The organism is Serratia surfactantfaciens, from assembly GCF_001642805.2.
Taxonomy (GTDB): Bacteria; Pseudomonadota; Gammaproteobacteria; order Enterobacterales; family Enterobacteriaceae; genus Serratia; species Serratia surfactantfaciens.
In genome coordinates, this window is record NZ_CP016948.1 from 1472429 (window position 1) to 1498193 (window position 25765).

Below are 25765 nucleotides of genomic sequence, written 5' to 3' on the forward strand. Positions count from 1 at the left end.
TGTTAACGTTAACTCGCAAAGGGATGAAGCTAGCAGATATCACGCGTGCGATGTTAATCACAAAAGTTAACGTTAACATTTTGGCGTTGTGATCGAGGTCACGAGTTGGCAAGGGGGCGATGTGCCCCCGAAGGATTAACGATCGTTCAGCGAGCGCAGATGGTCGTCGCGGCGCAGCGTCATCAGCGCAAACAGGCTGACCACCGAGGTGGCGACCACGTAGTAGGCGGGAATGTCGATATTGCCGGTCTGCTTGATGAGACCGGTGATAATCAGCCCGGCCGAGCCGGAAAACACCGCATTGGACAGCGAGTAAGCCAGCCCCAGACCGGTATAGCGCACCCGAGTCGGGAACATCTCCGCCAGCATCGCCGGGCCGGGGCCGGCCAGCAGCCCGACCACCGCACCGGCGATCAGCACCGCCAGCCCTTTGACCCACAGTGAGCTCTGCGCATCCTGCAACAGATGCAGCAGCGGGAAGGTGAACAGGATCACTGCCGCCACCGCCGTCAGCATCACCGTTTTACGCCCCAGCCTGTCGCTGATGATGCCCGCCGGCAGGATGGTCAGGGCGAAGCCGACGTTGGCCAGCACCGTCGCCACCAGCGCTTGCTGGAAGGTGGCGTGCAGCGAGGTTTGCAAATAGGAAGGCATGACCACCAGGAAGGTATAACCGGCGGCTGACCAGCCCATCATGCGACCGATGCCGATCAGAATGGTTTTCACCACGCCGCTCAGTTTCGCTTCCTGCGGTGTGGCGGCCTGTTCCACGCGTTGCTGCGCCTGGGTGAACGTGGGTGTCTCCTCGAGCTTGAGCCGCAGCCACAGCGCCACGGCGCCCATCGGCAGCGCCAGCAAGAACGGAATGCGCCAACCCCAGTCATGCAGCTGCTGCGCGCTGAGCAGCGCGGCCAGCAGCGCCACCAGTCCGGCGCCGGCCAACAGGCCGAGCGCGACGGTCAGCGATTGCCAGGCGCCGAACAGCCCGCGCTTGCCCTTGGGAGCAAACTCGGTCATCAGCGACACCGCGCCGCCGAATTCGCCGCCGGCGAACAGCCCCTGAAACATGCGCAGCAGCGTCAGCAGCAGCGGGGCTGCGACGCCGATAGAGGCGTAGGTCGGCATGACGCCGATCAGCGCGGTGGCCAGCGTCATCAACAGCAGTACCGCAATCAGCGTCGGCCGGCGGCCGATGCGATCGCCGATGCGGCCGAAGATCACCGCGCCGATCGGTCGGCAGAAAAACGCCAGCGCAAAGGCGGCGTAGGTGAGGATCAGGCTGGTGATTTCATTTTCACCCTGCAGGGTGAAAAAATTGGCGGCGATAACGGTGGCCAGGAAGCCATATACGCCGAACTCATACCATTCGATAAAGTTGCCGACCGAGCCGGCCAGCAATGCCTGACGCGAGCGGCGCGCGTCGAGAGTCTGTTGATTCATCCCCGTTCCCATACTTTTGAATTATTGTTCGTCTGTTCTAAATTTATACGACAAAACAATCAATTGATTTCAGCGGGAACTGTGAGGCACTCAGCGCATGCCGTCGATGCGCCACCATCCGGGGCACACATCGGCGAAAGCATGTGATACCGGGCGCAGCTCCGGCAGATCGGCGAGGTCGAAGCTGCCGGTGGCCAGCGCCACCGTCGGTTCGTCGTCTACCGCTCCCAGCGTGCTGCCGCAGCGCGGGCAAAAGGCGCGGCTGGAGTAGGGGGAGGAGCGGTACAGCGCGGGCATGCCGCCAGGGCCGTTCCACTCGACGGCCTGACGCGGGAATTCGACCCAGCACAGCGTTGGCGCGCCGGAGTGGCGGCGGCAAAAATCGCAGGAACAGCTGTGCGGGTTGCCTGGCAGGCCGTGTGCCTGAAAGCGAATATGCCCGCACAGGCAGCCGCCGCTATAGCGTGGATTTTGCATGATTTCTCCGTCATCAGCGCGGGGGAAACGATGAAAATCACTATAGCCATATCGCGAAAAAATAACAGGCCTCTACAGGGCGATTACCAGAGCAACGGCGCCGGCTCGCGGCCATTTTCGGCGTAGTACAGCGAGGGCAGGAACTGCGCTAAATAGCTGAACTCGTTGTAGCAGTGGCGCATCAGGTTAAACCCGATGTCGTCCGCCAGTTCGTCGTGGGCGTTGGCGCAGGCTTTACCCAGCAGGAAGCGGCTGCGCAGTACGCACCCATAGGGCGTATCGCGCACCAGATGCAGCATTTCGCCGTCGCAGGGATCGCCGTTGTCATCCAGCGCCACCTGATCGCCGAAGCCGATGCGCGCGCAAACGGCGGCGGAGAGCGCCTGCGCGTCACGCGCCTGGCGCAGCGGCTGCGGCGCGAAGAAGTCCTCGGCGGCGTGAAACTTGAGGCGCGCCGCGACCGGCGGCAGCTCCGCCAGCCATTCGACCGCTTCGATGCTGGCGCCGACGTAGCTTTCCCCTTTTTTCCAGTGGCGATCCCAGCCGCGATGTTCGACGTGATCGTGCGGGTGCCACCAGTTGATGTGCTGGGTGCTCTCGAAGAAGGTGAACCACCAGTCCAGCATGCGCCCTTTACAACCGTGCAGATCGGTTCGAACCGCTACGGTGAGCAGGCCGTCGGCGCTGCGGCTCAGCCCCATTTCCAGCCGCAGCGGCTCGGGCCTGAGCAACTCGTTGATATCGTTGACGCCCCAGGGCGCCAGCAGGGAAGGATGTGTCATAATGGGTTCCTGTTTTATTTTGGAAACGATATTTGTTTCCAAAATAAAGCTATGCCGTTATGCTGAGTCTGTCAACGCTTGTGAGGAACAAATATGGCGAACCCGAATGAAGAACCGCTGCGCGCTCGCGGCCGGCCGGCCACGCCGGAAACGGCGCTGCGCGACGCGCTGACGCAGGCGACGCTGGCGCTGCTGCTCGACGGCGGATACGCCGCGGCAACGGTGGATGCGGTGGCGAAACGCGCCGGGGTGGCTAAAAAAACCCTGTATCGCTTTGCCGCTAATCGCGATGAGCTGGTGGCGCAGGCGGTGAGCGGCTGGACCGAGGCGTTTCAGCCGGCCTTCGCACAGGATGCCGGGCGGCGGGAGGCGGTAGCGCCGCTGTTGGAAACGGGACTGAAGGCGGTGGCGCAGCAGGTGCTGAGCGCCGAAGCGGTGGGCATGTTTCGGCTGCTGCAGAGCGATTTCCCGGGGCGTGAGGCGCTGCTGGACAGCTACCAGCGCAACGGCATTCAGCGCGGGCGATCGACGGTGGCGGATTGGCTGCGGCGCCAGCAGCAATACGGCTGGTTGCTTGCGCGCGACTGGGCGCAAACCGGCGACCTGTTGCTGGCGATGACCATCGCCGAACCGCTGCGCCAGATGACGTTGGGGCTGCTACCGCCGGGCAGCGCGATCGACGAACGCATCGCGGCGGCGGTGGCGCTGGTGATGCCGGGGTTGCTGCGCGGCGAAAACGCGGAGTGCGCCACATTGTGAGCCGTATTCATCTGTGGCATGTTGATTGTTCAGTCCATATCACTTTTTCGCGATGCCCACATGAATGCTGCTTACCCGTTCAAGCAGGGCGATCTGTTCGCCTTGACCGTTTTTCTGGCTGTTGCCACCCATCGCAGCTTTCACGCGGCGGCGGTGGAGCTGGAGGTGACGCCGTCGGCGGTCAGCCACTCGATAAAAAACCTGGAACAGCGGCTTGGGGTGAGGCTGTTCAACCGCACCACGCGTAGCGTGGCGCCGACCGAGGCGGGTGAGCGTTTGGCGGCGCAGCTGCGCCCGGCGCTGTCGTCTATTTCGCAGGCGCTGCATGAAGTGGATGAATGGCGCGCCACGCCGAGCGGCACCGTGCGCATCAACGCCAGCGAAGGGGCGGTCAGGCTGGTATTGCGCCCGTTGCTGGCCGATTTCCTGCGCGAGTACCCCCATATCCATCTGGACATCGTTTGCGACGGCAAGCTGAGCGATATCGTCGCCGAGGGGTTTGATGTCGGCATTCGGCTGGCGGAAGCCGTGCCGCAGGACATGATCGCGATGCGCGTCAGCCCGCCCGTACGTTTCGCCGCCATCGCCGCGCCCGGCTATTTCGCCGTCCATGGGCGCCCGGCGACGCCGCAGGATTTGCTGCGTCATAACTGCATCCGTTTTCGCTTCGACAGCGGCACGATTTATCGTTGGGAATTCGAACGCGATGGCCTGAGCGAGTCGATCGGCGTCACCGGCGCGTTGACGCTGACCGATCAACCCCTGATGGTGGAAGCCGCCATCGATGGTATCGGCATCGCTTTCGTTCCCGAACATTTGGCGCTAGAGGCGTTACACGACGGGCGACTGGAACGGGTGCTGGAAGCGTGGTGTCCGGCTTATCCGGGGCTGTGTCTCTACTACTCCGGCCATCGCCACGTTTCGGGCGCGCTGAAGGCGTTGATCGAGTATCTGCGCGCGGCGCAGTCCTGATGCGTTCTTCTTTCGGCTACGCCAATTAGTGAGCCGCCTTCATCTCGACAGTGAGGTTCGCTTGCATTGTTGCGGCGTGGGGCCTGCCTTACGCTCATGAGGAGACGCCGGGCAATCGTCCGGAACCCGCACCACAATGCAGCGAGGAATCGATGATGGATAAGAAGATGAAAGCGGTAGTTATGACCGGCGCCAACCGGCCCTGGGAAATCAGACAGGTGCCGATGCCCCGCGCAGAACCGGGGCAGGTTCTGGTCAAAGTACACGCCTCGGGCATGTGCTACACCGACGTGTGGGCGACGCAAGGATACGGCGGCGATATTTACCCGCAAACGCCGGGTCATGAAGTGGTGGGGGAAGTGGTCGAGGTGGGCGCCGGCGTGCATACGCGGCAGATCGGCGATCGCGTCGGCACCACCTGGGTGCAATCGGCCTGCGGCCGCTGCCCGTACTGCCGCGAAAATCGGCCGCTGACGGGGCAAACGGCGATGAACTGCCCGGCGCCGCGCACCACCGGTTTTGCCGCCCAGGGCGGCCACGCCGAGTATATCGCCATCGCCGCGGAAGGCACGGTGTTACTGCCGGACGGGCTGTCTTATATCGACGCCGCGCCAATGATGTGTGCGGGGTATACCACCTGGAGCGGCCTGCGCGACGCGGCGCCGTTGCCGCATGAAACGGTCGCGGTGTTGGGTATCGGCGGGCTGGGGCATGTCGCGCTGCAGCTGTCGAAAGCCTGCGGTTTCGATACCGTTGCCATCACTCATTCGCCGGACAAGCACGCGCTGGCGAAGCAGTTGGGCGCCGATCGCATCGTCGCCTCCGGCAAGGCGCTGCGGGAGAGCGGCGGCGCGGATATTCTGCTGGTGACCACCAATGACTTCGACTCCGCGCAGGAAGCGATGAACGGCTTGCGGGTTGATGGCCGAGTGGTGTTGTGCGGGCTGGACTTCAGCAAGCCGTTCGCTATCTCTTCGGAAGGGGTGCCGTTCCATATGATGCGTCAGCGGGTGATCGGGTCGACCCATGGCGGGCAGCACTACCTGAGTGAGGTGCTGAACCTGGCGGCGAAAGGCAAAGTGAAGCCGATTGTCGAGACGTTTGCGCTGGAACAAGCCCAGGAGGCTTATGAACGGCTTGCCTCCGGCAACATGCGTTTCCGCGGTGTCTTCGTGCCATCGGCGGCGTGAGAAAAGGGCCGAGAATTCGGCCCTTGATGGCAGGGCGCCGCGGCGCCCTGCTTCTGTTACAGCTTCGGCCCGGCGTTCACCAGTTTTTCGCCCGTCTGGGTGACGGTGTATTTAGCGAAGTTGTCGATAAAGCGCTGTGCCAGATCCTGCGCCTTCTCCCGCCACAGCGATTCGTCGGCGTAGGTTTTGCGCGGATCGAGGATGGACGGATCGACGCCCGGCAGCGCGGTCGGCACTTCCAGCCCGAAGATCGGCAGCGTGAAGGTCTCGGCCTGTTCAATGTCGCCATTCAGAATGGCGTCGATGATGCCGCGCGTATCTTTGATAGAAATGCGCTTGCCGCTGCCGTTCCAGCCGGTGTTCACCAGGTAAGCCTGGGCGCCGGCGGCCTCCATGCGTTTCACCAGCACTTCGGCGTACTGCGTCGGGTGCAGCGTCAGGAACGCGGCGCCGAAGCAGGCGGAGAAGGTTGGCGTCGGCGCGGTGATGCCGCGTTCGGTGCCGGCCAGCTTGGCGGTGAAGCCGGACAGGAAGTGATATTGGGTCTGTTCCGGCGTCAGGCGTGACACTGGCGGCAGCACGCCGAAGGCGTCGGCGGTCAGGAAGATGATCTTGCGCGCATGGCCGGCCTTGGATACCGGCTTGACGATGTTCTCGATGTGATAAATCGGGTAGGAGACGCGGGTGTTCTCGGTTTTGCTGGCGTCGTCGAAGTCGATGCTGCCGTCGGCCAGCACGGTGACGTTTTCCAACAACGCATCGCGGCGGATCGCCTGATAGATTTCCGGCTCCGCCTGCGGCGACAGCTTGATGGTTTTGGCGTAGCAGCCGCCTTCGAAGTTGAACACGCCGTCGTCGTCCCAGCCGTGCTCGTCATCGCCGATCAGCTGGCGTTTCGGATCGGTGGAGAGGGTGGTTTTGCCGGTGCCGGACAGGCCGAAGAACACCGCCACGTCGCCTTGCTCGCCGACGTTGGCCGAGCAGTGCATCGAGGCGATGCCCTGCAGCGGCAGCAGATAGTTCATGATCGAAAACAGGCCTTTCTTCATCTCGCCGCCATACCAGGTGCCGCCGATCAGCTGCATGCGCTCGGTCAGGTTGAAGGCGACGAAGTTTTCCGAGTGCAGCCCCTGCTGCTGCCAGTCCGGGTTGGTGCATTTGGCGCCGTTCATTACCACGAAGTCCGGTTCAAAGTCCGCCAGTTCGGCTTCGGTCGGGCGGATGAACATGTTTTTCACGAAGTGCGCCTGCCAGGCCACCTCGGTGATGAAGCGCACCTTGAGGCGCGTGTCGGCGTTGGCGCCGCAGAAGGCGTCGACCACGAACAGGCGCTTGCCGGAAAGCTGATTGCCCACCAGCGTCTTCAGATGCTGCCAGACTTCCGGCGAGAGCGGCTGGTTGTCGTTCTTGCCGGTGCCGCTGTCGGACCACCAGACGGTGTCGCGCGTGGTGTCGTCGCGCACGATGTATTTGTCTTTCGGCGAACGGCCGGTGAATTCGCCGGTGGCGACGTTGACCGCCCCCAGTTGGGTGAGGGTGCCGCGCTCCAGCGGCGGCAGGTCGGCGCGGGTCTCTTCGGCGAACAGCAATTCATAGCTGGGGTTATAAACGATGTCGGCGGCCTGATGGATACCGTAACCAGCGAGGGTTTGTGGGGTAACAGCGCGTGAAGACATATTCTACTTCCTTATGAGTCATATTATGCCTTTTTCCCGCGCGGTGCCGCGCGCAGGATTAAGGATCGGATCAAGCTGACCGGATTCAGCTAATGGCGTTTCCGGTTCTTTATTAATAAAACAGGGGGCTTTTTCGCCCTCCTATAGCATAGCAGCGAATTTAAACTTGATTACTTTAATTACAAAATGCTGACGATAATTAATTAAAACCAACCTTGGCGGAGGGTCACAATATTGAATTCCACCCGCGTAATTTAGTTTTGCATTTTTATTTTTTATCATATCGTCAGGGCTGTCTACTGTTTTATTTCTTATTAGAAAAGGCGAAGTCCGCAATAGGATTTTTCGTAATCATTTGTTTTTGCTTGGCTATGGCAGGTTGTTGCGCCAGGTAAACCTAACCGTACTGTACGCTTGTCAGCAGGGTGAATAATGAAACAGATAAATGCAGAACTGGCCTGTGATAAAAATACGGCCTCGTCCGAATCTTCAGGGTTAATTAATCAACTTCGTCAAATAGATATCGGTGCGGTGCCGATCGCGTTGTTTATCACCATTTGTGCGATCGTGGCGATTTCCGCCTACGCCAACTTCCTGCCGAAGAATATGATCGGCGGCCTGGCGGTGATAATGACGCTGGGCTTTGCATTGGCGCAGTTGGGTAAAAGCATTCCCGTGCTGCGCGATATCGGCGGACCGGCCATTCTGTGTTTGATGGTGCCGTCGGTGCTGGTCTATTTCAACGTGTTCCAGCCCAACGTCATGGGCACCGTCCATCTGCTGATGAAAGACGCCAACCTGCTTTATTTCGTGATCGCCAGTCTGGTGGTCGGCAGCATTCTCGGTATGAACCGGGTGATCCTGATCCAGGGGATGATTCGCATGTTCGTGCCGCTGGTGGTGGGCACGGTCACGGCGGTGATCACCGGGCTGCTGGTAGGCAAACTGTTTGGCTTTACCTTCTATCACACCTTCTTCTTCATCATCGTGCCGATCATCGGCGGCGGCATCGGCGAGGGCATTTTACCGCTGTCGCTGGCCTATTCGGCGATCCTGGGCTCGACGCCGGACGTCTATGTCGCGCAGCTGGCGCCGGCGGCGGTGCTGGGCAACATTTTCGCCATCGTCACCGCCGGGGTGCTGGCGCGCATCGGTATGCAACGCAAGGCGCTGAGCGGTGACGGCATGCTGATCCGTTCGGCGCAGGAGAACGCGATGTTCGCCATCAAGGAGCAAAGCGGCAACGTCGATTTTCAACTGATGGGGGGCGGGCTGCTGGTGATTTGCGCCTTCTTTATCGTCGGCGGCCTGTTCGAGCACATCGTGCATATCCCCGGCCCGGTGCTGATGATCCTGTTTGCGGTGCTGTGCAAATACTGTCGGGTGATCCCGGCCTCGATGGAGACCGGCGCGCACAGTTTCTACAAGTTCGTCTCCACGGCGCTGGTGTGGCCGCTGATGATCGGCCTGGGCATGCTCTACGTGCCGCTGGAAAGCGTGGTGGCGGTGTTCTCTGTCGGTTATGTGGTGGTCTGCGGCTCGGTAGTGCTGTCGATGGGGCTGGTCAGTTTTCTGATCGCGCCTTATCTGAAGATGTTCCCGGTGGAAGCGGCGATCGTCACCTGTTGCCACAGCGGCCTGGGCGGCACCGGTGATGTGGCGATCCTGTCGGCGTCGAACCGTATGGGGTTGATGCCGTTTGCCCAAATCGCCACGCGTATCGGCGGCGCTTCCACGGTCATTGGTGCGACGCTGCTGCTCGGTTGGTTAGTCTGAGTCCAGAGTTTCTTATGGATAACCGGGGTTGGATTGCCCCGGTTTTTTTATGCGTCTTTTTCGCCGATCGTGATAATGCTGATTATTATCTTGAGAATCATTCATGTGGCGAAAATGCATAGCCGTATTTTATCTAAGAAAATTCTGTACTCGGCGAAAAGGTGTCTATTCTTTTCTCTTAAGGGATTATCGTTCTCATTCAGAGTGCCGAGGGAAGGCGCCAGCGCATTACCGATATCCCCGTATTGATTCAACACCGGGCCGCTGCCGTTCAGGCAATCCGCCAGTTGGGGCATCCCCCCGATTGAATTGACGAATATGGAGATAAGGTTATGTCATCAAGTAATGCTTCCGTTAAAGCCGAAGGCGTATTAGCCCTGCTGGGCGCTTATAAACCCGATGAAGACGACACCATTACCGTGCTGCATCCGTCGAAAACGTTCGAAAATGCCGGCCTGGAGTTGGTGCGCGGCGATCGCAGCTGGCACGACAAGGGCGTGACCGACCAGCCGGTTGCCCTGACGTACAGCTTCTGGGAAAAGGCGCCGGGCAACATGTCGAGCATGAGCATCAGCGGCTTCAGCAGCTTTAACGCGGAACAGCGCGAGCAGGCCAAACTGTCGTTGCAGTCATGGTCTGACGTGGCCAACATCACCTTCACCGAGATCAGCAATACCGCCGCTGCCAACATCAAATTCGGCCTGTTCGACTACAGCTCGCGTGGCTCCTATGCTTTTGCGTATAACCCGGATTCCTCGCCTTCGGTCGCCGGCCAAACCTGGTATAACGCCACCAACTCTACCTTCGTCAACAACCGGATACATGAAAACGAGTACGGTCGCCAGACCTTTACCCATGAAATCGGCCATGCGCTGGGGTTGCAGCATCCGGGCGACTATAACGCCGCGCCGGGCGTCAGCATTACCTACGGCAAAGACGCGACCTATTTCGAGGACAGCCGCGCCTACAGCCTGATGAGCTATTTCAGCGAAAGCAACACCGGGCAAGACTTTAAGGGCGCGTACTCGTCCGGGCCGCTGCTCAACGACATCACGGCGATCCAGCATTTCTACGGCGCCAACATGAACACCCGCACCGGCGATACGGTTTACGGTTTCAACTCCAACACCGACCGCGACTTCCTTACCGCCACCGGCGCGCAGGACAAAATAATCTTCACCGCCTGGGATGCCGGCGGCAACGATACCTTTGACTTCTCCGGTTTCGGCCAGAATCAGCGCATCAACCTGAACGAAAAAGCGTTCTCGGACGTCGGCGGCCTGAAAGGCAACGTGTCGATCGCGGCGGGCGTGACGATTGAAAACGCCATTGGCGGTTCAGGCAACGATGTGCTGGTGGGCAACGCCGCCGATAACGTGCTCAAGGGCGGCGCCGGTGATGACGTGCTCTACGGCGGCAAAGGGGCGGATCAGCTGTGGGGCGGCGCTGGCAAGGACACCTTCGTCTACTTTGCGGCGGATGAGTCGACGGCGGCGGCGCCGGACTGGATCCGCGACTTCGTACGCGGCGAGGACAAGATCGATCTGACATTGTTCAACACCGGCAGCGCCGACGGCATCCGCTTCGTCGATCAGTTCAGCGGTAAGGCGGGCGAGGCGAAGCTGAGCTATGACGCGCAAAATCATGTCAGCGATGTGGCGATCAACCTGGGCGGCGCTTTTGGCGGCAGCGATTTCCTGGTGAAGGTGGTGGGGCAGCCGCTGGATGCCGGCGATTTTGTGCTGGCTTAAATCGGGCAACAAAAATAGGGCGTTTTGGGCAAAAACCCGACAATTCCTATTAATTCCGTCATATTAGCGTGACATAGTAGCGCGCAGAAGGCCGGGCTTGCATACCTCGGGCTTCTGTCGGATCGCCAACCTTTTCGGTTGGCGATTCATTTTCCGCCTTTCAGCATGTTGATGGCGGCGCCGAGCAGGATGCGCCGTTCGATATCGTTGCTGTCCGCCAGCTGCCGCGCCAGATGTTTTTCCAGCGTTTCCACCGACAGCGCTTCGCCGCGATGGCGCAGCTGCATCACGCCGTCGCCGATCAGGCGGGCGACCTCATCCCATACGGGTTTAATCTCCTGTTCCGAGAACGTCATGGCCTACCTCGGCTGGTTGATTTTTGCCCAATGTAGCAGTTGAACTGCGGCTTCGCTACCGGCCGCCTAAAACAGGAAGCATAAAAAACAAGCCATCAGTATTTCTTCTGGTTTTTACGCCCAATACTTACGGTGTTGAAATCAGGAGGACACATCATGAACTGGGTCGAAACTTTGGCGGAGTATTACCGCCTCAGCCGCACGGGTGAAACGCAGCATTGGCTGTGTCGCCGCTGGTTGCCGCAGGGAGAAGCGCGGCTGGCCTATCTGCGAGAATTGCTGGAACCGACCGCGGCGCCGCAGCGGCGGTGAACAGGGCGCCGGCGTTTGGCCGGCGTCGTTTCGCTGAGTTAACCGAAGGCTATCGCCGCCCAGCGCAACAGCAGCAACGCCAGGCAGATCAACAGCAGTACCACCACCATTTTACTGAGCTTGTGGCCCATGCGTTTTGTCGCCACTCCGCCTCCTTAACTGAAATACCAGCCGCCGACGAGCGCGATGAGAAAAAGCGTCGCCAAGGCGACGCCGTTGAGTAAATCGCTGAAGGTATCGTCAGCATCGATGTCGTCTTGTCGCATTGCCGGGTCGCCATTGGGTGAATAATAACCACAGTATGCGCCCGGCAGGGCGGCAGGCACAGCGAAGAACGGTAAAAACTCGTAAAGGCGGCGGTGGCGGAACGCGCAGTCGCGCTTGCGACGGATGCAGACGGCCGGCAATACGTTGTACTATCCTGTCTGCATTAAGGCATTTTTCCAAAAGGTATAATCATGGCGACGGCAATTCCACAGAAATACGAGCACCTTGAACGCTGGGCGTTCGGCGATACCGAACAGCAGGCCGATGAAGTGGTGCAATTGATCCTGAATGGCACCAAAACGGCCACCTGTTCCAACCTGGATGGCGAGGGGATCCCGCAGGCTGGCGATCTGTTCCTGGTGGTGGACGGCAAGGGCGAGCCGGTCTGTGCGGTTGAACTGACTGCGGTAGAAATGAAAACCTACGATCAGGTGGATGAGGCGCACGCCTATGCTGAAGGTGAGGGCGACCGTTCACTGGCGCATTGGCGCAAAGAGCTGCAGCGTTTCTTCGAAGAATACGATCTGTTCTCGCCGGATATGACGCTGGTGCTGATGAATTTCAAAGTCGTCGACAAATTCTAACCTCATGCGCGCCGTTCCTTACGAGTGCCAGTGGGCGAGCCCGGAGCTGGCCGCCGATCTGATCGCCGGTCGCACCACGCTGGCGCAAGACGAGAATTGGGCACGCAGCGGCGCCCGCGATCGGGCGGAGTACGTCGAGTGGGCCAACCACGTGTGCGGTATGGCGTGCCTGAAAATGGTGCTGGGCCATCGCGATGGTGAAGCGCCGTCGCTGCTGGAGCTGGCGCGCCGCAGCCTGCCCTATGGCGCCTACGTACGCGAAGGCGAACGGATAAAGGGGCTGATCTACGCGCCGTTCGTCGAGTACGTGCGCGAACAGTTCGCGCTGCGGGCGACGGTGAAGGTAGGGCTGGAGGCCGCCGAGGTACCGGCACTGTTCAGCGAATGCCGCTACTTTATCGCCTCGGTGCATCCTTCGATTCGTCGGCCCGAGAGCGTACCGCCGCAGCGGGGCGGGCATCTGGTGCTGATCACCGCCGCCGACGCGCAGAGCGTGACCTTTCATAATCCTTCGGGCGACAGCCCGGCGACGCGGGAGCGGGTACGGTTGCCCCTCAACCGCTTCGCCCATTTCTTTGCCGGCCGCGGCATCGCCATCGCATAAAAAAACGCGCTGTTTCTGATGAAAGCAGCGCGTAGTCAGCAGCTCTGGTGCATTTTCATGCCAGCCGCATTACCCAGGCGTCCGCCTGCCGATCGTAGTGTTGCTTATACAGCAGCGACCGTTTGCCGTTGAGGATCGCCGGAATGCTGGTGTGTTCATCCCAGCCGTCGAGCTGCATGCACAGGTCCGGATCGGACTTGCAAGGGATGCTCAGGGTGCCGGCGCGATCGGCGGTGGCGTGAAGATGGGCGTCATCGACCTCGAAGCTGCCAATTTTTACGACGGTTTTGCTCATGGAAACTCCTTGATCAATGATGTGGTAGGAGGTTAGACCAGTAAGGCCATCGGTATGAGCATAGCCAAATGAGCAAAAAATGCCACATAAAAAATACATTCTGGCAACATTCTTCCTGGGCGCTAGCGGCCGCCCTAATAGGTCACGACATAGCTGACGTTATCCTGATAGGTGCCGACCGGCACTTCGGTCTGCGCCGGGTTGATGGCGGCGGTAAAGGGAATGCTTTGCGCCAACCCGGTGCCGGTGCCGCTTTGCGCGTTGGTGCTGCTCCACACGGTGCTGGTATTGGGTAGGTAGATCTGATACTGGAGGAAGTTGCTGGTACCGCTGAGCATTTGCCGCCAACCGGTGATGGGGTTGTTGCCGTTGGTAAAGTAGGAACTGTACGCCTGCGATTTGGTGCAGGTGAGGGTGATGCTTTGGTTGATCGGATTGAATTGCCCCACCAGCGCCATACTGCCGAAGTTGACGTTGTTGGCGGTATTGATCAGGCAGCTCTTGGTGATGATTGCGGTCACGGTCACGGTGCTGGGCTGGTTGGTGCCGTCCCACCAGATGCACAGGCCGATCAGACCCAGGCCGCAAATATGGTAGTTCCACACCAGGTTGATGGTGTCGGTATAGGTGCCGGCGCTGACGTTCGCCCCAGCGACGGTTTTGATATATACCGGAAAGTTGACGTTGGACGAGATCAGGATCAGCGACAGCAGGTTCAGCGAGCTGTAATCGATGGTCTGACCGACGCTATAAGGGTACTGGTAGTTAGAATCTGGATAGATCAGGTAGGAAATTTTATCGCCGGAGCCATTGGTATTCAGCAAAGCCATGTTATTGGTGGTGGATGCGATCTTGACCGTGACGGTGTTTTGCGTCAACAGGTTGAGCCCCAGGCCGGTGCAGTTCAGCCCAGCGGTGCCCTGGGCGCTTATCTGGCCGTTGTAGACGGCGAAAGAGTTGCTGCTGGGCAGAGTAACCGTGCCGTTGGTGGTGGCGCAGTCCGCCATCGCGCGTTGCCCGCACATCAACAGCAGCGCCGCCAAAAAGATTTTCACTTGCCGAGACATCATTCTTCTTCTCCGTGTGTTACTGGCAGACGAGAGGGCCGACGCGTTGCAGCCCCTGCGGATTGGCCAGGCTGAAACTGACCTGGCACGGCGGGCCGCCGTCGGCCGGGATTACGCTCAGTCGGTTGTGTTGCTGTACCGGATCGATGTAAGTCATGCCATCCCATCCGACGTAGCTCTGTTGATTGCCGCCAATCACCGCGACCTGGCTGCCGTTGGCCAGCGGTTTGCCTTGCGCGTCGACCAGCTCCACGTCGGCGGCGGAAAGGCGCTGAACGGGGAACTCGACCAGATAGCCGCTGTGATCGCGAATGGCGACGGTTTTTTCCACCGACGGCAAATTGACGTCCGCCGGCAGGTTGAGCGGATCGATCTGGAATTTGGCGTGGTAATACGAGGTGACGGTGGGCACCAGCAGGTAGCCTCTATCGTTAGTGACGCCGATGCGCTGGTTCTCGTAGCTGACCGGAATGCCGGCGTAACCGTTGGTCGATACCAAGGCGAAAGCGTCGTTGATGGTGTTGGTGGCGTACACGCCGCCGTTCATCGCCACCAGCGAACCGCTGACTTCCCCCCAGCGAGTGTAGTCGTTACGGCTGCCGTACAGCCCGGCGCGGGTTTCCAGCAGCGAGGTGCGCCAGGTCAGGTCCGCCTGACGATAATCGCTGTTGCTGCCCTGGCCGCCGGCATAGGCCAGGTTCCAGCCGAAACCGCCGTCGGTCGGCGCGGCGCGACTATAAGCGACGCGCTCGCTCCAGCGGTTGCCGGCGTCGCGCGCGGTGCTGACGTTGGCGGTGCCCCAGGCATCGAACGGAATGCTGATCTGTAGCTGCGAGCTGTAGCCGTCGCCGCCAATTTCGCGGTTTGCCGAGGCGTACAGGCTGATATTGCGCCACAGCGTCAGGCTGTATGACAGGTTGATCAGACGGGTGCGCTGGCCGATGGCGTCGCGCACGTCGAAATAACCGGCGCCCAGGCTGCCGAAACGGCTCAGGCCGATGCTGCCGGTCAGCTGATCGGTGCGGCGGCTCAGCCGGTAGCTGCTCTTATAGGTGGAAAGATCGCCAAAGTCCGCGCTGCGCAGCACCCGTTGGGCGTTGAGGCTGAAATACTGGTTGCTGTAGGTGTAACTCAGGCTGGTTTGATCGCCGTGGCGGCCGGTGTACTGATAGACCGGCCCGGCATCCGGTTGCTGTACCGGCTGGCCGGTGATCGGATCGTAATACAGCGGCGTGACCGGCGGGGCGTTGAAGGCGTCGCTGCCCGCCTGGCTGTAGCTGTAGGAGGCATTGAGCACCCCCAACTGCCCAAGGCGCACCCCGGCACCGGCGCCGGTGACCGCCAGCTCCGCCGCACCTTCCGCTCGCCCTTCGAGCGTGAGCCAATCGGTGACGCCGTAACGACCGCTGCCGCTGGCCACCCACTGGCCATAGTCAGCGGAGCGGTAACCGTAGTTTTGGCGCAGCGCGCCCGCCGACAGGCTGAAATCGCTTAACCCGGCCTGCAGAAGTGAACTGGCGACGTAGAACGGCACCGTGGTGCTGATCTGGCGGCCGAGCGCATCGGTGGTCACCACCGTCGCCTGACCGGCGCCGTTGATGTAGGGCACGGTGTTCAGGGTGAACGGGCCAGGGTTCACGTTGGCGGAGGTGTTTTTATAACTGTTGATGTACAGATCGACGCTGCTCGGCACGGCGGCCTGGCCGGAGAACTGCGGCAGCGGGTAGGTTATGAGGTCCGGGCGGGTCGCGAAGTTGCGCGCCACCTGCAGGCCGCCGATGCGCACCGAGCTGGTCCAGGGCAGCGAACCGGTCGTGAGATCGCCGGCGGTATAGCTGAGCATGGTGTCGTCGTCGCTGTAGCGCCAGCTGCTGTCGTAGCGGATATAGCGATTGTTCTGCTGCGCGGCGGTCTCACCGTTGAAGCTGCTGCGGAAGATGCCAGTGTTGGCGAAAACGCCGAAGCCATCGAACAGCCGCTGTTCGCTCCAGGCGGAAAAATAGCCCGGATTGCCGCGCCCGCCGCTTTGGCTGACGTAGGCGTCGTAATTCAGCAAAAAGCCCAGGCTGCTCTGCGCCGGCAGACGCTGTTCCTGACTCGTGTCGCCGAGGGTTTGCTTGGGCAGCCAGTCGTTGGGCACCGAAATCAGCAACTGCTGCGTTTCGCCGCTGTAGGTCACCTCGACCTTATCCAGCAGATCGACGGCGATCTCTTTCGCCTGCTTGTTCGCCACCGGCAGGCCGGCGTCGATCAGCTGCTGCGGCGTTAAATAATAGTGGCCGCCGCGGTAGGCGACCGGCACCACTTTACCGGTCTGGCGGCCGTTCACCACCGGCTCCAGATACAGCGTGGTATCCGGCATGCTGATGGCGCTGGGCGGCGGCGGCAGATCGTCGGCGGCGGCGAACGTCGGCCACAGTTCCACCGCCACACAGAGTACGGCCAGGGCCAGCGGCTTGAGCTGCATGCCGCGGGTGGCCGGCGACGACATCCGCTTCACCTGCACCTCAGGCTCAGTAAGCCGGGATGGTTACGGGTTGTTTGTTGTCGTTGACTATCGCCTGCAGCTTGCCGGCGGCGAAACTGCCCGACGACGGCAGGGCGAAGCGCATCTGCGAACCCGGCAGCACATACCCCAGCAGCCCGTTGTTGAGCGGCTTGCCCTGGATACTGACCTGCGACAGACGGGCGTGCACGATGCCGTCATTGCGCACGTCAAGCCAGCGCTGGCTGTTTTGCTGCAGCAGGCGGTAGCTGAGCTTGGGTTGGTTGGCGGTGGCATAGTCGCGCGGGTGTTCGAAGTCCTGCTTGGTCCACACGTCTTTGCCGCTGACGAACAGCGGCACCGAATAGCGCATCTGGAATTTCAGCCCCATCTGCGCGCCCTTATCGGGCGCCGCGCCGTCTTTATCTTTGATCGGCACCTCATCGACCAGTATCCGGTAAGCCCGTTCTTGCCCGGCGGCGACCGGCGTCTGCTTGATCAGACGAATCAGTTGGCGTTTGCCGGGGAGAATGGTGGCGACCGGTGGGCTGGCGACCACCTCGCTTTGGTTGCGGTAGTCGTCTTTGCCGCCGGTTTGTTGCCAGCCGAGCACGCGAATTTGCATATAGACCGGCTTGCTGTCACGGTTTTCGAGCCACAGGGCCGTCGCCTGCTGATTGTCTTCGATGACCGGATCGATGGGCCAAATCAGAATGGAGGCGGCGGCGAAGGCCTGCGGCTGGCCAGCTAACAGCAATCCTGCCAGCAGGGGCAGGCGGAGCAGAGTACTACGCATAATGTGATCCTTTTAAAAGCTCAATAACTCACTGTCACTAAGACCGTATCGTTGTAGGTGCCGCTGGTGGGCAAGGTGCTGCTCGCCATTAAACTGGCGTAGATTTTTATTTCTTGCGTGCTGCCGGTGGAGGCGACGGTTTGGACGGCGCCGCCGTTGCCGCCGTCGCCCCACAAAACGGTGTAGTTGGTATCCTGGTAGAGCTGATAAACCAGCGTTTCCGAGGTGGCCGAGTTCAACAGCTTTCGCCCGCTGGCGATGGAGCCGGTGACATTATTGCCGACGTTCAATGCGAGGCTGACGCTGAGTCCAGGGTTGCAGCGGATCAGGATCGAGCCGGCGCCGGCGCTCGAGACAATTTTTATCGGGCTGCTTAAGGACGCCACCTGGCCAAAACTCATGCTGCCGAACGAGGTGACGTTGGTGACGCCGCTGCCGAGCACGCAGCCTTTGATGATCGAGGCGTTGACCGTAAAACCTTGGCTGACGGTGTCGGCATGGGCCGCAGGGGCGCCGATCAGCGCCGTCAGCAGCAGAGTGCGCAGCGTTCCGTTAATCACCAATTTATCGTCACCTGCACCGTATCCGTGTAGGTGCCCGTCGCCGGCGTCGTCTGCACCGGGATCATGCCGTACACCGGCAGCCAGACGCTTTGGCCGGTAGCGGTCTGCGTCACGCCGGTGACATTATCCCAGACGGTGGCGTAGCTGCCGCTGGTATACAGGTTGTAGTTCACGCGGGCGCCCGCTGAGCTTTGCAGATAGCGCGCAGCGGTATTGCCGCTCTGCCCACCGCTGAGCAGCACCGTGTAACTGGTGCCGTTGTTGCAGTTGATCTGCAGCGCGCCGGCGTTCGCCTGGCCGGTTATCTTTATCGCCGTATTCAGGAAGTAGACCGTGCCGAAGTTGAAGGTGCCGAACGTGGTGTTGCCGCCGCTGGTGGTGCCGGCGACACAGGATTTGACCAGGGTGGCGCTGACGCCCACCGTCGCGGTGCTGACGTCGGCGCGGCAAACGCCCGCCAACGACAGCAGCATGCAGGTGACGGCCAGGCGCGCCATAGTTACCAGGCGACGGTCATGGTGACGGTGTCGCTGTACGCGCCGGCCGCCGGGGTGGTGCCCGAGGCGGGCACCAGACCGTAGACGATCAACGGTACCGCCGAACCGGTGCCGGTACCGGTCAACGTGTTGGTCGTGTTGTTCCACGGTAAGGAGTGGGCGCTGTCCTGATAGAGGTTATAGCTGATGTAGGCAGGCACGCTGCTGGCCATGCGCCGCTGGCTGCCCGAGGCGTTGAGGCCGTTGTCGAGCGTCACGGTATAGTTGGTGCCAGTGGTACAGTTCAGCCCCAGGGTGCCGGTGCCGCCGCTGCCGGTGGCGCTGGCGGTGATGACGTTAGCCAGCGACGAGTAGGTGCCGAAGCTGAGAGAGCCGAAGTTGTTGGTGGTGCCGGAGCTGTTGCCGCCGGTGACCACGCAGCCGGCGCCGATGGTCAGGGTCACGCCCAGCGTGCCCTGAATGGTGCCTGCCGCGTAGGTGGCACCAGAGGCGCACAGCAGAATAGCTGCCGAGGTTAATGCCGCCAGAGTCTTTTTCATCATGGTTCCTTGCCGTAGTAGAGAAGCCTGCCAAAAAGCCCGAAAAATGAGTCAAATGCATTAATCTATTTACAGATTAATTAATAGAATAAGAACGCGAGAATGTCTCGCTAAAAGATTAAAAACTTTATTTATTTTTAAGCAGGTCGCAGGTTTCATGCAAACAAGGCGTCAGCCTGGATGAACTGGTTTGGGATAATGAAAATGATGAATGGGAATATTATTACTCGAATGAATAAAGGAGCGCCACGATGGCGCTCCAGAGTCGGCGAGATTACCAGGTGACGGTCATGGTGACGGTATCGCTGTACACGCCGGCCGCCGGGGTGGTGCCAGCGGCAGGCACCAGACCGTAGACGATCAGCGGTACCGCCGAACCGGTGCCGGTACCGGTCAAGGGACTTGTGGTGTTGTTCCAGGGAGTGGCGTGAGCGCTGTCCTGGTAGAGGTTATAGCTGATGTAGGCGGGCACGCTGCTGGCCATGCGCCGCTGGCTGCCCGAGGCGTTAAGGCCGTTGTCGAGCGTCACGGTATAGTTGGTGCCGGTGGTACAGTTCAGCCCCAGGGTGCCGGTGCCGCCGCTGCCGGTGGCGCTGGCGGTGATGACGTTAGCCAGCGACGAGTAGGTGCCGAAGCTGATGGAGCCAAAGTCGTTGGTGGTGCCGGAACTGTTGCCGCCGGTGACCACGCAGCCGGCGCCGATGGTAATCGTCACGCCCACCGTGCCCTGAATGGTGCCCGCTGCGTTAGCTGCGCCGCTGACGCACAGCAGAGAGGCTACCGAGGTCAAAACCATCAGAATTTTTTTCATCGTGATTCCTTGCCGTGTCAGAGAAAGCCCGCAAAAACGCCACCCAGAGCTGAGTTGAACGCATTAATTTACTTACATTTAAATTAATAGGATAAGAACGCGAAATTGTCTTGATCAAAGGCCAAAAACTTTTTTATTTAGCGTGGAGTTGAGAATAAGGAGGTGCAATAGCGAGAGGTGAAATGATTAGAATAATAACGAATGAGAATACTATTAGCGTTATTTTAACGCCGGGGGATAGCCCCCGGCGCCCGGACGATTACTGGTGGAAATCCAGCACGCCGTCGCGCACCAGCTCGCGCGGCAGGTTGTTCTTGATGCGGCTGCCGATGCGTTTGGCGATGCCCAGCGGTTGCCCCTGATAGGTGACGATGCACTCATCGCCTGTCGGTGGCTGCTCTGGGTAGAGATCGCGGCCGTGATACCACTCCTGCGCCAGCGCGGCGTCCAGCTCGAAATGCTGTTTGCCGTCGCTGCCCGCAAGGGCGATCGCCGCCTCATGCTGCCAGCGGAAACCTTTCGGGAAACGCTCGGCCAGTTTGAGGCCGATGCGTGAAAAGCGCACCTTGCCGAACAGTGGCTCCAGCTCGGCCGGAAACAGCCAGATCTCCTTGTCGCGTTCCCATAGCCGGCTGTCATCGCCCCAGCTTAAGCCGGATGCGGCGGCAGCCTGGGCGACTTGCGCCGTTTCCTTGCCGGACAATGGGCTGAACGGGAAGTTACCGACTTTATAGGTCGGTTTCGGCAATGGCGCCACGGCGTGCTGTTTACGCAGGCGAGCGACGAAGAAGCCTTCGCTGTCGTAAATCTGCGGAAACACGTGCAGGAAGCCTTCGGCGGTCAGCGCCTTGTCGGCTCCGGGGAACAGCTCGCCCAGCGGCTCGACGCTGACCGCGTCGCCGTAGGTGTCCAGCAGCCAGCGCACCACCTGCTGGTTTTCCTGCGCATTGAGGGTACAGGTGGAGTAAACCATCACGCCGCCCGGCGCCAGCGCATGGAACGCGCTGTCGATCAGCTCGCGTTGGGTGGCGGCGATTTCGGTCACGCTTTCCGGCGACCAGTTGCTCATGGCGTCCGGATCCTTGCGCACCACGCCTTCGCCGGAGCAGGGGGCATCGAGCAGAATGGCGTCGAAACTCTCCGGCAGCGCGGCGCCGAACACCCGGCCGTCGAAGTGGGTCAGCGCGGTGTTCTTCACGCCGCAGCGGCTGATATTGGCGTGCAGCACTTTCACCCGGCTGGCGGAGTATTCGTTGGCGACGATGCCTCCCTGATTACCCATCAACGCGGCGATCTGGGTGGTTTTGGATCCCGGCGCCGCCGCCACGTCCAGCACCCGATTCGGCGCCGCGCCGCCGGCGAACAGCGCGCTGACCGGCAACATCGAACTGGCTTCCTGAATGTAAAACAGGCCGCTCAGGTGTTCGGCCGCGCTGCCGAGGCGCAGTTCCTCGTCGTCACGTTCGATCCAGAAACCTTCTGCGCACCAGGGGATAGGCTCCAGTCGCCAGTCGTAATCCCGCACCAGCGCCAGGAAGTCGGCGACGCTGATTTTCAGCGTGTTGACGCGCAGGCTGCGGCGCAGCGGGCGCTGGCAGGCGGCGATAAAATCTTCCATCGCCAGCTCGGCGGGCATGATGGCGCGGGTGGCGTCAAGGAAAGCGGGGGGCAGAAAAACGGCGGTGGATTTGGCCACGGGGTGAACTCTCAGGGTGCAATAAAGACAAGGGCGAGAGTTTATCACAAAGCGGAAAAAAACAGGGCCCGGCGTTGCCGGGCCCTGAGGAAATCGCGAAAGTTAATCGCGTGGAATGGCGGTGCCCCAGGTTTTCCAGTCCTTCGGCTCTTCCGGATTCAGCAGGAAGTGCTTGTTCGGCGTGGCCTTCGGCGCCAGCGGAATGGTCGGCGGCGTGGCGAAAGCGATGCCGCCGCGAATGAACTGCTGGAAGGTGCCGCTCTTGATCACGCCGCCGGTCAGGCCGAACTGCAGGTTGTAACCCGAAGCCAGCCAGAACACGCTGTTGTTGCGCACCAAATGCTGGTACTTCTTGCTGATGCGCAGCGCGACGTGCACCCGGTCGGACATGGCGCCCAGGTAGAAACCGGTGATGGTGCCGACCTCCACGCCGCGGAACAACACCGGCGTGCCGATCTGCAGCGAGCCGGTTTCGGCGGCGTCGAGCACCACGCTCAGGCCGTCGAGATAGCGCGAATCGGTGATGCTGGCCTGCTGCAGCTCGAAAGTGCGCAGTTCGCGGCCACGCCCCGGCTCCACGTTGATATAAGGCTGGAGCAGGGTATCGAGATTGCTGACGCCGGCGGCGGAGATCTCCGGCGAAACGATCGAGAAGCGGCTGCCCAGGCGCGCGAAGGTCTGCACGTATTCCGGATACAGCACCGCCTTGGCCAATACTTCGTTACGCTCAGGCGCCAGCTGCAGCGACTCCACCTGACCGACGTCGATGCCGAGGTAGCGCAGCGGCATGCCCGCCGACAGCTTGCTGGCGTCGTAGGTTCTCAGTGTGATTTGGCTGCCTACCGCGCGCGCGGCGGTTTCGCTGGCGTACAGCACGCGGTTGGCGCCTTTGTTCAGCGTCACGCCCTGCAGGTTGTCGAAGCTGATGGCGCCCTTCAACGCGCGGTTGAGCGGCGAAGCCTGCACCGTCAGCCCGCTGCCGTTGAGCTGAACCTTGGCGCCGCCTTCGGCCCAGAAGATGCTTTCGCGGGTCAGCAGCTTGCGGTATTCCGGGCTGATGTAGACGTCCACCTCAAACTCGTTGGCCTTGGGCCGGACGTTGACGATCTCGCCCACCTGGAACTTGCGATACAGCACCACCGAGCCGGCCTGCACGTCCGGCAGGCTGGCGGCGCTGAGGGTCAGGGTGGTGGCTGGGGCGTTGCCGACGATGCCTTCCTCGGCCTTTTCGCTGTTGGCGTACAGCGGATATTGGCCGCCCGGTTCCCCCTTGCTGCCGGGGATGATACGCACGCCGCCGTCTACCCATTCCTGCGCGCTGGCGCCGAGCACCTCCATGCCGTCGATGCCCAGCTTGACGTCGAGGCGGCTGTTGACCACGAATTTGCTGTCTTTGTGCAGCAGGCCGCGGTATTGCGCGTCGATGGCGGCGGTGAACACCACGCCGCCGGCGGTCAGGGTGCGGCTCAGAATTTGGCCGACTTTCACGCCGTGCACTACCAGCGGCTGCCCGACGTCGATGCCGTAGCTTTGCGGCGCATTCAGCGTGACGGTCAGCACGCCCGGCTGTTGCAGCAGCGTTTCGCTGCTGTCCAGCACGTTGAAGCGCTGCTGCGGTTCGCCTTCACCGGGCACCAGCTCCAGCGTGGTGCCGGTCAGCAGCTGGCTGAGCTTGGCGTCGTTGAGGCTGATGCGCGGGCTGCGCATCACGATGCGGGTACCGCTGCGCATCAGATCGACCACCGAAGGATCGATGGTCAGTTCACCGATCACTTTGCTGTCCTGCTGCAACGTCAGCTTGGTCAGGGTGCCGACCTGCAGCCCCTGGTATATCAGCGGCGTGCGGTTTTCGCTCAGGTTGTTGCCGCTCGGCAGGTCCAGCAGAATATTGACGCCGCGCTGGCTGTGGGCCAGATCCGGATACAAGGTATAGCTCTGATCGCCCTTGGCCTGCTGGCCATCGGCCGGCGAATCGAAGGCGATGGCGCCGTTGACCAGCGCCGCCAGGCTTTCCATCTGCACCGTGGCGCCGGACAGGCTGAAATCGCCCTTGAAGCCGGAAACATTCCAGAAACGGCTGTTGTTCTTCACCAGGTTGGCGAAACGACGGTCGATCAGCACGTCGATGGTCACGCCCTTGTTGCCTTCGCTGATGGTGTAGTCGTACACCTTGCCGACCGGAATTTTACGGTAGTAGACCAGCGAGCCGCTGTTGAGCGAGCCCAGATCGTCGGCGTGCAGGTGAATCATCAGCTCGCCGGTGTTCAGGCGGTACTTCGGCTGGGTATCGAGCGCGGCGAAGTGGGTTTGCGCCTTGCCGCTGCCGGGCATCATGCCGATGTAGTTGCCGCCGACCAGCGCGTCGAGCCCGGAGACCCCGGCCAGCGAGGCCTTGGGCGTCACCAGCCAGAACTGGGTGCCTTCGCGCAGCGAGTCTTCCAGATCGCTTTTGATGCTGGCTTCCACCACGATGCTGCGCAGATCTTTGCTCAGGCTGATCTTTTGCACCGTGCCGACGTCAACGCCCTGGTAGCGCACCGGCGTACGGCCGGCGACGATGCCCGCCGCCGATTGGAAATCGATGGTGACGGTGGTGCCGCGTTCCTGGAAATTGTTGTAGACCAGCCACCCGGCGATCAGCAGGGCGATGAACGGCAGTAACCAGAACGGTGAAATGCGGCGCTTGTTCTTGACCCGCGCTTCAGTCGGTGTAGTCGGCGTTTCCTGTTGCATGTGCATCCCAAATCAATCGGCTATCCAGCCACTCAACGGCAAGAATAGTCAAAATGACCGCCGAGCCAAAGTAAAACGCGGCCGGTCCCATAGTAAAAGATAACAGCTGGTCGCGATTCACCAGCGACATCATCAAGGCGATAACGAACAGATCGAGCATCGACCAGCGGCCGATCCAGGTGACCAGGCGCAGCAGACGAATGCGCGTCTTCAGGCTGTGCGAGGTTTTGAAGTGGATGCTGAACAGCAGCGTGATCAGCACGATCACCTTGGTAAAGGGCACCAGTACGCTGGCGATGAACACGATAGCGGCGATCGGCACGTTGCCGGAGGTGGCCAGCGAGACCACGCCGGAGAAGATGGTGTCTTCGAGCCGCACGCCGTTGGCGTAAATGATGGAGATCGGCAGCAGGTTAGCCGGGATCAGCAGGATCATCGCTGCGATCAGCGCCGCCCAGGTCTTCTGCAGGCTGTAGGGCTGGCGGTGGCACATCGGCACGTGGCAGCGCGGGCAGCGGCCGCGCGTGTCGGGATAGCCGGTATAGTGGCAGGACAGGCAAATGTGCAGCGCCGCCGGCGGGCCTTCCGGCTGCTCCTGCGGGTAGTAACGCTCCCAGAGCTGCTCCAGGTTGGCGTGGATCAGCGTCAGGATGCTGAGCAGGGTGAGCGACAGGTAAGCGATCAGCGCGCTGCCGGCCTGGATGTCGGCGTAATCCTGCACCTTGATCGCCGCCACCGCCATGCCGATCAGATAAATGTCCAGCATCACCCACTCTTTCAGCCGCTCCAGCATCAACAGCACCGGGCGCAGGTTCATGCCGAGCGCATGCCCGAAGCGCAGGTACAGCAGCGACAGCGCCAGCGTCAGCGGGGCGCCGATGGTGCAAAACGCCACCATGCTGGCGGTGAGCGGATCGCCCTGGCGGCTCATCTGCCAGATGCCCTCCAGCAAACTGGCGTCGATGCGCGTGCCGAGCAGACGAATGCTGATCAGCGGCTCGGTGAAGGCGAACGGCATCAGCAGCAGCATGGCGATCGCCATGGCGGTCAGGCGCGTCATCGACCAGTCGCGGCCGCTCACCACCTTGGCGTTGCAGCGCGGGCAATAGGCGGCCTGGTTGCCGCTGAGCGGCGGCAGCACGAACAGCAGGTCGCACTCGCAGCAGCGCTGGTGGCGCGCTTTGGAAAGGGGGGCGGTGATCGCGTGTATTTTCATTTTTGACAAGTAGCTGCCCTTGAGCCCGCCGGAACTGTCAGCGTAGCTGAAAAATAAACCGGCCGCGTCACCGGCGATCGGGCGCCGGACGGTAAAAACGAGGTAAACCGGGATTCTGAGC

26 protein-coding genes are annotated in these 25765 nt (G+C 61.0%); 8 read left to right on the forward strand and 18 right to left on the reverse strand.

Annotation, left to right across the window (positions count from 1 at the left end; genetic code table 11):
• Positions 1-135: 135 nt before the first annotated feature.
• The 3 genes from ATE40_RS07015 to ATE40_RS07025 all read right to left on the reverse strand — a co-directional run bounded on the left by ATE40_RS07015 (position 136) and on the right by ATE40_RS07025 (position 2699).
• Positions 136-1440, reverse strand: a complete 1305-nt coding sequence (locus ATE40_RS07015; protein WP_063919283.1) for an MFS transporter — start codon at positions 1438-1440, stop codon at positions 136-138.
• A 90-nt stretch (positions 1441-1530) separates the two neighbouring features.
• Positions 1531-1917 carry a GFA family protein gene (locus ATE40_RS07020; protein WP_063919284.1) on the reverse strand — a complete coding sequence of 129 codons (387 nt, stop codon included), beginning with the start codon at positions 1915-1917 and terminating at the stop codon, positions 1531-1533.
• 83 nt (positions 1918-2000) lie between these two features.
• The gene (locus ATE40_RS07025; protein WP_019454853.1) at positions 2001-2699 is read right to left on the reverse strand and encodes a DAPG hydrolase family protein; all 699 of its coding nucleotides are present in this window, start codon (positions 2697-2699) and stop codon (positions 2001-2003) included.
• Positions 2700-2792: 93 nt separating this feature from the next.
• Between ATE40_RS07025 and ATE40_RS07030 the strand changes: the two genes are divergently transcribed.
• The 3 genes from ATE40_RS07030 (at position 2793) to ATE40_RS07040 (ending at position 5620) form a co-directional block, all read left to right on the forward strand.
• A complete protein-coding gene (locus ATE40_RS07030; RefSeq protein ID WP_063919285.1) occupies positions 2793-3458 on the forward strand; it encodes a TetR/AcrR family transcriptional regulator in 666 nt (221 codons plus the stop codon).
• Between the two features lie 60 nt (positions 3459-3518).
• A complete protein-coding gene (locus tag ATE40_RS07035; RefSeq protein WP_019454855.1) occupies positions 3519-4430 on the forward strand; it encodes a LysR family transcriptional regulator in 912 nt (303 codons plus the stop codon).
• 167 nt (positions 4431-4597) lie between these two features.
• Positions 4598-5620 (forward strand): alcohol dehydrogenase catalytic domain-containing protein, encoded by a 1023-nt coding sequence (locus ATE40_RS07040; protein WP_026036133.1) that lies wholly within the window; start codon positions 4598-4600, stop codon positions 5618-5620.
• Positions 5621-5676: 56 nt separating this feature from the next.
• Here ATE40_RS07040 and pckA read toward each other — a convergent pair whose 3' ends face one another.
• Positions 5677-7296 carry a phosphoenolpyruvate carboxykinase (ATP) gene (gene pckA / locus ATE40_RS07045; protein ID WP_063919286.1) on the reverse strand — a complete coding sequence of 540 codons (1620 nt, stop codon included), beginning with the start codon at positions 7294-7296 and terminating at the stop codon, positions 5677-5679.
• Between the two features lie 432 nt (positions 7297-7728).
• Between pckA and ATE40_RS07050 the strand changes: the two genes are divergently transcribed.
• Positions 7729-9072 carry a 2-hydroxycarboxylate transporter family protein gene (locus ATE40_RS07050; protein WP_019454858.1) on the forward strand — a complete coding sequence of 448 codons (1344 nt, stop codon included), beginning with the start codon at positions 7729-7731 and terminating at the stop codon, positions 9070-9072.
• A gap of 332 nt (positions 9073-9404) precedes the next feature.
• On the forward strand, positions 9405-10823 hold the full coding sequence (locus ATE40_RS07055) for a serralysin family metalloprotease (protein WP_063919287.1): 1419 nt from the start codon (positions 9405-9407) through the stop codon (positions 10821-10823).
• A 146-nt stretch (positions 10824-10969) separates the two neighbouring features.
• On the opposite strand, the gene ATE40_RS07060 is transcribed toward ATE40_RS07055, so the two are convergent.
• Positions 10970-11179: a hypothetical protein gene (locus ATE40_RS07060; RefSeq protein WP_004931526.1), complete on the reverse strand. Its 210-nt coding sequence runs from the start codon at positions 11177-11179 to the stop codon at positions 10970-10972.
• Between the two features lie 156 nt (positions 11180-11335).
• On the opposite strand from ATE40_RS07060, the gene ATE40_RS24865 reads away from it, so the two are divergent.
• Complete coding sequence (locus ATE40_RS24865; RefSeq protein ID WP_019454860.1) at positions 11336-11491, forward strand: hypothetical protein; 156 nt, start codon at positions 11336-11338, stop codon at positions 11489-11491.
• Positions 11492-11529: 38 nt separating this feature from the next.
• Here the strand turns inward: ATE40_RS24865 and yniD are convergent, their stop codons facing one another.
• Together yniD and ATE40_RS24585 are read right to left on the reverse strand one after the other, a co-directional pair.
• Positions 11530-11622: a small membrane protein YniD gene (gene yniD, locus ATE40_RS24915; protein ID WP_019454861.1), complete on the reverse strand. Its 93-nt coding sequence runs from the start codon at positions 11620-11622 to the stop codon at positions 11530-11532.
• A 24-nt stretch (positions 11623-11646) separates the two neighbouring features.
• Positions 11647-11898 (reverse strand): hypothetical protein, encoded by a 252-nt coding sequence (locus ATE40_RS24585; protein ID WP_154747905.1) that lies wholly within the window; start codon positions 11896-11898, stop codon positions 11647-11649.
• Between the two features lie 51 nt (positions 11899-11949).
• Here ATE40_RS24585 and ATE40_RS07065 point away from each other — a divergent pair, with 51 nt between their 5' ends.
• Positions 11950-12342, forward strand: a complete 393-nt coding sequence (locus tag ATE40_RS07065; protein ID WP_019454863.1) for an ASCH domain-containing protein — start codon at positions 11950-11952, stop codon at positions 12340-12342.
• Between the two features lie 4 nt (positions 12343-12346).
• A complete protein-coding gene (locus ATE40_RS07070; RefSeq protein ID WP_063919288.1) occupies positions 12347-12946 on the forward strand; it encodes a C39 family peptidase in 600 nt (199 codons plus the stop codon).
• 55 nt (positions 12947-13001) lie between these two features.
• Here the strand turns inward: ATE40_RS07070 and ATE40_RS07075 are convergent, their stop codons facing one another.
• The 11 genes from ATE40_RS07075 to yebS all read right to left on the reverse strand — a co-directional run bounded on the left by ATE40_RS07075 (position 13002) and on the right by yebS (position 25644).
• Positions 13002-13241, reverse strand: coding sequence for a YebV family protein (locus ATE40_RS07075; protein ID WP_019454865.1), 240 nt, complete (start codon positions 13239-13241; stop codon positions 13002-13004).
• A 134-nt stretch (positions 13242-13375) separates the two neighbouring features.
• On the reverse strand, positions 13376-14311 hold the full coding sequence (locus ATE40_RS07080) for a Csu type fimbrial protein (RefSeq protein WP_177342836.1): 936 nt from the start codon (positions 14309-14311) through the stop codon (positions 13376-13378).
• Between the two features lie 16 nt (positions 14312-14327).
• Entirely contained in the window at positions 14328-16775 is a 2448-nt protein-coding gene (locus ATE40_RS07085) for a fimbria/pilus outer membrane usher protein (RefSeq protein WP_420819982.1), read from the reverse strand.
• A 46-nt stretch (positions 16776-16821) separates the two neighbouring features.
• Complete coding sequence (locus ATE40_RS07090) at positions 16822-17589, reverse strand: fimbrial biogenesis chaperone (protein ID WP_019454868.1); 768 nt, start codon at positions 17587-17589, stop codon at positions 16822-16824.
• Between the two features lie 20 nt (positions 17590-17609).
• Positions 17610-18152 (reverse strand): Csu type fimbrial protein, encoded by a 543-nt coding sequence (locus ATE40_RS07095; protein WP_156785408.1) that lies wholly within the window; start codon positions 18150-18152, stop codon positions 17610-17612.
• Positions 18146-18649 (reverse strand): Csu type fimbrial protein, encoded by a 504-nt coding sequence (locus ATE40_RS07100; protein WP_063919289.1) that lies wholly within the window; start codon positions 18647-18649, stop codon positions 18146-18148. Before ATE40_RS07100 ends, ATE40_RS07095 begins: the two co-directional genes overlap by 7 nt.
• A 2-nt stretch (positions 18650-18651) precedes the next feature.
• Positions 18652-19188 (reverse strand): Csu type fimbrial protein, encoded by a 537-nt coding sequence (locus ATE40_RS07105; protein WP_063919290.1) that lies wholly within the window; start codon positions 19186-19188, stop codon positions 18652-18654.
• Between the two features lie 274 nt (positions 19189-19462).
• On the reverse strand, positions 19463-19999 hold the full coding sequence (locus tag ATE40_RS07110; protein ID WP_063919291.1) for a Csu type fimbrial protein: 537 nt from the start codon (positions 19997-19999) through the stop codon (positions 19463-19465).
• A gap of 259 nt (positions 20000-20258) precedes the next feature.
• On the reverse strand, positions 20259-21695 hold the full coding sequence (gene rsmF, locus ATE40_RS07115) for a 16S rRNA (cytosine(1407)-C(5))-methyltransferase RsmF (RefSeq protein WP_063919292.1): 1437 nt from the start codon (positions 21693-21695) through the stop codon (positions 20259-20261).
• A gap of 102 nt (positions 21696-21797) precedes the next feature.
• On the reverse strand, positions 21798-24428 hold the full coding sequence (locus tag ATE40_RS07120) for a PqiB family protein (protein ID WP_063919609.1): 2631 nt from the start codon (positions 24426-24428) through the stop codon (positions 21798-21800).
• Positions 24397-25644 carry a membrane integrity lipid transport subunit YebS gene (gene yebS, locus ATE40_RS07125; protein ID WP_025159930.1) on the reverse strand — a complete coding sequence of 416 codons (1248 nt, stop codon included), beginning with the start codon at positions 25642-25644 and terminating at the stop codon, positions 24397-24399. The genes ATE40_RS07120 and yebS overlap by 32 nt, the downstream gene beginning before the upstream one ends.
• Positions 25645-25765 lie beyond the last annotated feature (121 nt).

Excerpts from the sequence above, each read along its gene's own strand:
- ATE40_RS07040 (WP_026036133.1), top strand. The coding sequence starts at position 4,598 with ATGAAAGCGGTAGTTATGACCGGCGCCAACCGGCCCTGGGAAATCAGA.
- ATE40_RS07070 (WP_063919288.1), top strand. The coding sequence starts at position 12,347 with ATGCGCGCCGTTCCTTACGAGTGCCAGTGGGCGAGCCCGGAGCTGGCC.
- ATE40_RS07105 (WP_063919290.1), bottom strand. The coding sequence starts at position 19,188 with ATGAAAAAGACTCTGGCGGCATTAACCTCGGCAGCTATTCTGCTGTGC.
- yniD (WP_019454861.1), bottom strand. The coding sequence starts at position 11,622 with ATGGGCCACAAGCTCAGTAAAATGGTGGTGGTACTGCTGTTGATCTGC.
- ATE40_RS07050 (WP_019454858.1), top strand. The coding sequence starts at position 7,729 with ATGAAACAGATAAATGCAGAACTGGCCTGTGATAAAAATACGGCCTCG.
- ATE40_RS07015 (WP_063919283.1), bottom strand. The coding sequence starts at position 1,440 with ATGAATCAACAGACTCTCGACGCGCGCCGCTCGCGTCAGGCATTGCTG.
- ATE40_RS07075 (WP_019454865.1), bottom strand. The coding sequence starts at position 13,241 with ATGAGCAAAACCGTCGTAAAAATTGGCAGCTTCGAGGTCGATGACGCC.
- ATE40_RS07080 (WP_177342836.1), bottom strand. The coding sequence starts at position 14,311 with ATGATGTCTCGGCAAGTGAAAATCTTTTTGGCGGCGCTGCTGTTGATG.
- ATE40_RS07025 (WP_019454853.1), bottom strand. The coding sequence starts at position 2,699 with ATGACACATCCTTCCCTGCTGGCGCCCTGGGGCGTCAACGATATCAAC.
- pckA (WP_063919286.1), bottom strand. The coding sequence starts at position 7,296 with ATGTCTTCACGCGCTGTTACCCCACAAACCCTCGCTGGTTACGGTATC.
- ATE40_RS07065 (WP_019454863.1), top strand. The coding sequence starts at position 11,950 with ATGGCGACGGCAATTCCACAGAAATACGAGCACCTTGAACGCTGGGCG.
- ATE40_RS07030 (WP_063919285.1), top strand. The coding sequence starts at position 2,793 with ATGGCGAACCCGAATGAAGAACCGCTGCGCGCTCGCGGCCGGCCGGCC.
- ATE40_RS07100 (WP_063919289.1), bottom strand. The coding sequence starts at position 18,649 with ATGGCGCGCCTGGCCGTCACCTGCATGCTGCTGTCGTTGGCGGGCGTT.
- ATE40_RS07120 (WP_063919609.1), bottom strand. The coding sequence starts at position 24,428 with ATGCAACAGGAAACGCCGACTACACCGACTGAAGCGCGGGTCAAGAAC.
- ATE40_RS07055 (WP_063919287.1), top strand. The coding sequence starts at position 9,405 with ATGTCATCAAGTAATGCTTCCGTTAAAGCCGAAGGCGTATTAGCCCTG.
- ATE40_RS07060 (WP_004931526.1), bottom strand. The coding sequence starts at position 11,179 with ATGACGTTCTCGGAACAGGAGATTAAACCCGTATGGGATGAGGTCGCC.
- ATE40_RS07090 (WP_019454868.1), bottom strand. The coding sequence starts at position 17,589 with ATGCGTAGTACTCTGCTCCGCCTGCCCCTGCTGGCAGGATTGCTGTTA.
- ATE40_RS24865 (WP_019454860.1), top strand. The coding sequence starts at position 11,336 with ATGAACTGGGTCGAAACTTTGGCGGAGTATTACCGCCTCAGCCGCACG.
- yebS (WP_025159930.1), bottom strand. The coding sequence starts at position 25,644 with ATGAAAATACACGCGATCACCGCCCCCCTTTCCAAAGCGCGCCACCAG.
- ATE40_RS07085 (WP_420819982.1), bottom strand. The coding sequence starts at position 16,775 with ATGCAGCTCAAGCCGCTGGCCCTGGCCGTACTCTGTGTGGCGGTGGAA.
- ATE40_RS07110 (WP_063919291.1), bottom strand. The coding sequence starts at position 19,999 with ATGAAAAAAATTCTGATGGTTTTGACCTCGGTAGCCTCTCTGCTGTGC.
- ATE40_RS07020 (WP_063919284.1), bottom strand. The coding sequence starts at position 1,917 with ATGCAAAATCCACGCTATAGCGGCGGCTGCCTGTGCGGGCATATTCGC.
- ATE40_RS07035 (WP_019454855.1), top strand. The coding sequence starts at position 3,519 with ATGAATGCTGCTTACCCGTTCAAGCAGGGCGATCTGTTCGCCTTGACC.